Source organism: Dorea sp. YH-dor226 (assembly GCF_039832105.1).
GTDB lineage: Bacteria > Bacillota > Clostridia > Lachnospirales > Lachnospiraceae > Dorea_A.
On record NZ_JBDOHS010000018.1, the window covers coordinates 47,524 to 53,529 of the forward strand.

Here is a 6,006-nt window from a genome sequence, read left to right on the forward strand (position 1 = left end):
AACTATCCTTTTATTAATTCTGTAACTTTTTCCGGATCCGGCATAGAGCGAATTGCGCCCTTCTTCATAGTGATCAGAGCAGCTCCTGCATTCGCATAAGTCAGGATATCTCCCAGAACCTCCTCTGTCATGCCTTCCAGTCCATGTGTAAGCACACCATGAATTGCGCAACCGCAGAATGTATCGCCGGCGCCGGTCGTTTCAATCGCTTTTACCTGGAATCCGTCACGTTCTACCCGCATATCCTTATAATATGCACGGCTTCCTTCCTTTCCCATCGTCAGGAAGATCAACGGAATCTGATATTTTTCCTGCAGATAGTGAATTCCGTCATCATAATCTTCCATTCCGGATATAAACTGAATCTCATTATCAGAGATCTTCAACACATCACAATACCGGAAACCGTATTCCATCTGTTTCTTTGCTTCCTCCAGAGAATCCCAGAGCGGCGGACGTAAGTTAGGGTCAAACGTAATCAGACAACCTGCCTCTTTCGCAACATCCAGTGCTTTTTTCGTTGCAGTTCTCACCGGCTCATCCGTCATTGAGAGCGTTCCAAAGTGGAAGATCCTGGACTGACGGATCATATCATAGTCCACCTCTTCTTCAGACAGCATCATATCTGCTCCCGGCTTACGGTAAAAGGAGAATTCTCTGTCCCCATCCGGAAATGTATGTACAAACGCCAGTGTTGTATGGATATCCTGATCAAGGATCAGCCCCTTTGTTTCGATTCCCAGTTCCTCAATCGTATCTTTCAGAAGCCGTCCGAACTGATCTTCTCCTACTTTTCCGATAAAAGCAGTCTTTCTTCCAAGCTTGTTCAACATTGCAAGAACGTTACACGGTGCTCCTCCCGGACAAGCCTCAAACATATTGTTGCCCTGTTCACTCTGTCCGTTCATAGTAAAGTCGATCAACATCTCACCCAATGCGGTAACATCATATAATTTTTCCATATTGATTACTCCTTATACACGTATTTTCATTATTATATCATATTTCTTCTGTATACCTAGCATTCTTCGGCAATCTTATAGATTAATTTTTCCGTATCTTCCCATCCGATACATGGATCCGTGATCGACTGTCCATATACCATATTCGCGCAGATATTCTGTCTGCCTTCTACCAGATAACTCTCAACCATGACACCTTTGATCAGTTTCTTCAGATCCGGATTATATCTGCGTGTATGCAGCACCTCACTTACAATACGGATCTGCTCCTTATACTTTTTATCAGAGTTTGAATGGTTCGCATCTATAATTGCAGCCGGATTCTTCAGATCCTTTTTCTGATACAGTTCATATAATCTTGCACACTCTTCATAATGATAGTTTGGAATACATTTTCCGTACTTATCTACTCCGCCACGGAGAATGACATGTGCCAGCTCATTTCCGGATGTCGTAACATCTGTCGCACGATAGATAAAGCGATGGCCCATCTGTGCCGCAACAACAGAATTCAGCATTACAGACAGATCTCCGCTCGTCGGATTTTTCATACCGACCGGAATGTCCATCCCGCTCGCAGTCAGCCTGTGCTGCTGATTTTCTACCGAACGGGCACCGATTGCTTCATAGGAAAGAATATCATCCAGATAACTTCTGTTTTCCGGATACAGCATCTCGTCTGCTGCCGTCAGTCCGGTCTCTTCCATAGCACGAATATGCATCTTACGAATCGCAAGAATTCCAGCGTACAGATCCGGTGCCTTATCCGGATCCGGCTGATGAAGCATACCTTTATATCCTTCACCGGTTGTCCGGGGCTTGTTGGTGTAGATTCTCGGGATCAGAACCAGTTTATCCTTTACCTTCTCATTCACTCCCGCCAAACGGTTCACATATTCACATACCGAATCTTCATTATCTGCAGAACATGGGCCAATGATTACAACAAATTTGTCTGATTTGCCGGTAAAGATATCCCTGATCTCAGCATCTCTTCTGTTTTTGAGTTCTTTCAGTTTATCCGATAACGGATACTCCCGTTTCAATTCTGCAGGTGACGGGAGTTCTTTATTAATTCTCATTGACATAATTCTTCACTCCATCCTGATTATTTATCCAAGTAATTGCACGCCTCCAAGAAGTACATAAGATATAAACCACATGATCACTGTTGCCATACAGATTCCGATTATGACTGCAGGAAAAGCTTTTTTAAACTTGATTCCCAGAAGTGCAGCAATCAGAGACCCTGTCCATGCACCTGTTCCCGGCAGCGGAATCCCTACAAAAAGTACCAGACCCCAGAATTCATATTTTTCAATCTTGTCACTTTTACTCATGGCTTTTGTTTCCAGACGATCAACCATCGGTTTCAATATTTTTGTTCCCTTCATCCACCGAAAGATCGGTGTAATCAAAAGAAGAATGAAAGGAACCGGAATAATATTCCCTATAATACACAGTGGAATTGCCGTACTGACCGGCACGCCAAGAATCGGCCCTGCAACCAGCAGTGCCCCTCTGAGTTCCAGTATCGGGATCATGGATATCAGAAACACAATTGCCTCTTTACTGATACTTCCACTCAATGCATTGATAATCCCCTGTACTAAACTTTCAGTCATAAAATACTCCTTTATTTCTTCATATATTCTCTGAAAAATACAAACAATGCTTCCATCTCTTCTCTTGTTCCGATCGTGATACGCATATACTGCTCTATTCTTTCACTTCCCCAGAACCGAACGTAGATATCATGCTTCTTTAAAGCTTCAAACATTTCTTTTGCATCATACTGCGGATGCATGGCAAAGATAAAATTTGACTTTGAATCCAGACAGTGAAATCCCAGTTTTTTCAACTCTTCTTTCGCCCACTCTCTGGTCTCTACAATTTTACGTATCCCATTTTCAAAGTATTCCTTATCCTTCACCGCTTCCACTCCGCATACCAGAGAAGTCTGATTCATCGTATAAGAATTAAATGAATACTTTGCATCATTCAGATATCGGATCAATGTCGGATTACTGATCGCATACCCGATTCGCATTCCGGCCATGGATCTTGCTTTTGAAAACGTCTGAACTACGATCAGGTTGTCATACTTATCGATCAGTTCAATCGCAGAGCGCCCTGCAAAATCCACGTATGCTTCATCCACAATCACGATCGCATCCCGGTTATGCGCGATAATATCCTCCACAACATCCAGCTCTTCATAGATTCCGGTCGGAGCATTCGGATTTGGAAAGATGACTCCGCCATTCTCTTTATAATAATCTTCCTTTATCAGCCGGAAATTCTCATCCAGTTTCTGACATTCATACGGTATTCTGTACAGATCCGCCCATACTTTATAGAAAGAGTATGTAATATCCGGAAACAGGATTGGTTTTTCGGAATTAAAAAATGTCAGAAAACACATGGACAGCACATCATCCGAGCCAACTCCTACAAATACCTGATCCGGATTCACCTGATAGAATCCGGCAAGCTCTTCCACAAGCGGTGCGGCTGTCGGATCCGGGTACAGCCGGAGTCGGTCGGTATTCATCTCTTCCAGTGCCTTTGTAACTCCCGGTGCCGGCGGATAGGGATTCTCATTGGTATTCAGTTTTATCACTTTGTGCTGCGGCTGTTCCCCCGGCACATAAGGTTCTACTTTTCGAATATTTTTTTCGTATGCTTTCATCGGTCTCTCCTAGAAATATTCTTTTGCCAGTTCCTTAAACTTCGGAAGTGAATTCACGATCGTATCATGTGATACACAGTATGCAAGTCGTACATATCCCGGGCAGGCAAATGAACTTCCCGGCACGATCAGTATATTATATTTTTTGGCAGCCTGGCAGAATTCTTTTTCATCCGGTATCGGAGATTTCACAAAAAGATAGAACGCCCCCTGTGGCTTGATACATTCAAATCCACAGTCTTTCAGGCCGTTATAAAGATCTTCTCTGTTTCTGTCATAGAAAGAGAGATCTGTTTTTTCATTCAGACACTTTGCAACTACTTTCTGCTGAAGTGTAGGCGCATTAACGAATCCAAGGATTCTCGTTGCAACATTTGCTGCAGACAGGACATCGGCACTGTCTGTTACCTCATCCGGGATTACCAGATATCCGATACGTTCTCCCGGAAGAGACAGAGACTTGCTGTAAGAATATCCAACGATCGTATTTGCATAATACTTGGTAAGATATGGTACCTCTACTCCGTCATAAGCAAGCTCACGATAAGGTTCATCAGAGATCAGGAAGATATCTGTTCCATATTCTTTCTGCTTCGCCTCCATAATAGCTGCCATCTTTTTAATCGTATCCTCCGAATACACAACACCTGTCGGATTATTCGGAGTATTTACAATCACAGCTTTAGTCTTCGGTGTGATCTTCTGCTCAAATTCATCGAGCTTTGGCTGAAAATCAACCGTATTCGGAGAGATCTCTACAAGCACGCCATCATAATTGTTAGTATAAGAACGATATTCTCCAAAATAAGGTGCAAATGCGATTACTTCATCTCCCGGATTGATCAGTGACTTCAAAATGACATTCAGTCCTCCTGCGGCTCCGACTGTCATTACAATATTTTTTCCTTCAAAGGATGTTCCGAATCGCTCATTCAAAGACGCTGCCACAGCCTCTCTGACATCTGCATAACCACAGTTGCTGTTTGTATATCCATGAAGAACTACAGGATCTGTCTCATCCAGTAATTCAAGAATGGCTTTCTTCACTGCTTCCGGTGCCGGAACATTCGGGTTTCCCAGACTGAAATCATACACATTTTCTGCGCCGTAGATTTTTGCAAGTCGATTGCCTTCCTCAAACATCGCACGGATGGCTGAACTGTTTGCTACCATATTTTTCATTTTTTCTGCTATCATTGTCTTTTCCTCCTTCGTATTCCTTACACAGATTCAATCTCTGTAACATATCCTTTTTCTACCATAAATGCCGGACGATAGGATAACTTTGCTTTTCTGAGTCCCTCAGAACCTGTATCTTCTTCCCGGTTAATATATCGATAATTCATACATTCGTGCTCTACGAACTGCTGGTTGATCATTGGATATGCTCCCTGCACGTCAGCAAAAGCCTTCTCTATGTGAACCACAAAAGTATCCTTACAGATCGGCTCCCCGATCGTAAAAGCAACAACCTCATCGTCGATTCTGAGGACGCCTCCTGTAAGCTCAAGCTCTTCCAGCAGTCTGAGTGAATTCAGCGTGACACACATCTCACTTCGTTTTTCCGAATCCTCTTCACAGCCATTTTCCTCACGCCATTTCAAAGCCATCTGAAAACAGTCTTCCACATTATCTCTGGTCATCTTTTCATAGCTCCAGCGTCCCTCATAAGTAGCTTTAAACTTATTAATATGATTTCTTTTTCCGTGAAGCTTTTTTCCGGACAACGTTGCAAGCTTTTCTGATTCATAGACGTAATCTGCATCATCCCGCACATATTCAATTTGGAATCTTCCGGGATACCACTCCTCCAGCTGCGCATAATACTCCGGAGTAACATTATACATCTGGAACGGCACATTTCTCTGTGCACTGTACTGCATCAGTACTTCCAGCGCTTTCTTCACATTCTCCGGCTCACCTGCCGGAAATGCAAATGCCAGATGCTCTTCATCTTCACTTTTAAATACAAGCGCCTGTTCCACAATTGCCCATGTGACCGGATACTTCCTGGACCACAGAAAAACATTGGCAAATGTTCTCTCACAGCTTCTGCTGGTATGATTTGTAAAATAACGGGTAATGATCTCCTTATCCTCCAGCTGCGCACGTTTAAATTGTACTTCTTCCATATTTTACCTTCTTTTATTTATCTTTTTCTCTGCATGTTTTTTAGTATAGCATATGAGAAACCTGACTACAAGAACCAGAATTACGACAATTCCAAGGATGTGTATAGGTGTCAATGATTGGTAACACTTCACCCCCAAGATAATGTCAAGGGAAAGGTGGAGATTCTCGAAGAGAATACTACCTGACCTTGACATTATCCTTCATGATATACTGGTTCAC

The 6,006-nt window shown here is 42.9% G+C and carries 6 protein-coding genes; all 6 read right to left on the reverse strand.

The genetic code is table 11. The features are described from left to right. Window positions 1-2: 2 nt before the first annotated feature. The 6 genes from ABE547_RS12805 to ABE547_RS12830 are packed head-to-tail and all read right to left on the reverse strand — an operon-like array spanning window position 3 to window position 5,786. The gene (locus ABE547_RS12805; protein WP_347379151.1) at window positions 3-962 is read right to left on the reverse strand and encodes a carbohydrate kinase; all 960 of its coding nucleotides are present in this window, start codon (window positions 960-962) and stop codon (window positions 3-5) included. Window positions 963-1,018: 56 nt separating this feature from the next. Continuing rightward, window positions 1,019-2,050, reverse strand: a complete 1,032-nt coding sequence (locus ABE547_RS12810; protein ID WP_347379152.1) for a 3-deoxy-7-phosphoheptulonate synthase — start codon at window positions 2,048-2,050, stop codon at window positions 1,019-1,021. 24 nt (window positions 2,051-2,074) lie between these two features. Further along, complete coding sequence (locus ABE547_RS12815; RefSeq protein WP_347379153.1) at window positions 2,075-2,587, reverse strand: small multi-drug export protein; 513 nt, start codon at window positions 2,585-2,587, stop codon at window positions 2,075-2,077. An 11-nt stretch (window positions 2,588-2,598) separates the two neighbouring features. Continuing rightward, window positions 2,599-3,654, reverse strand: a complete 1,056-nt coding sequence (gene hisC / locus ABE547_RS12820; RefSeq protein WP_347379154.1) for a histidinol-phosphate transaminase — start codon at window positions 3,652-3,654, stop codon at window positions 2,599-2,601. A 9-nt stretch (window positions 3,655-3,663) separates the two neighbouring features. Then, window positions 3,664-4,851 (reverse strand): pyridoxal phosphate-dependent aminotransferase, encoded by a 1,188-nt coding sequence (locus tag ABE547_RS12825; RefSeq protein WP_347379155.1) that lies wholly within the window; start codon window positions 4,849-4,851, stop codon window positions 3,664-3,666. A gap of 23 nt (window positions 4,852-4,874) precedes the next feature. After that, a complete protein-coding gene (locus ABE547_RS12830; protein ID WP_347379156.1) occupies window positions 4,875-5,786 on the reverse strand; it encodes a phosphatidylglycerol lysyltransferase domain-containing protein in 912 nt (303 codons plus the stop codon). Between the last annotated feature and the right edge of the window lie 220 nt (window positions 5,787-6,006).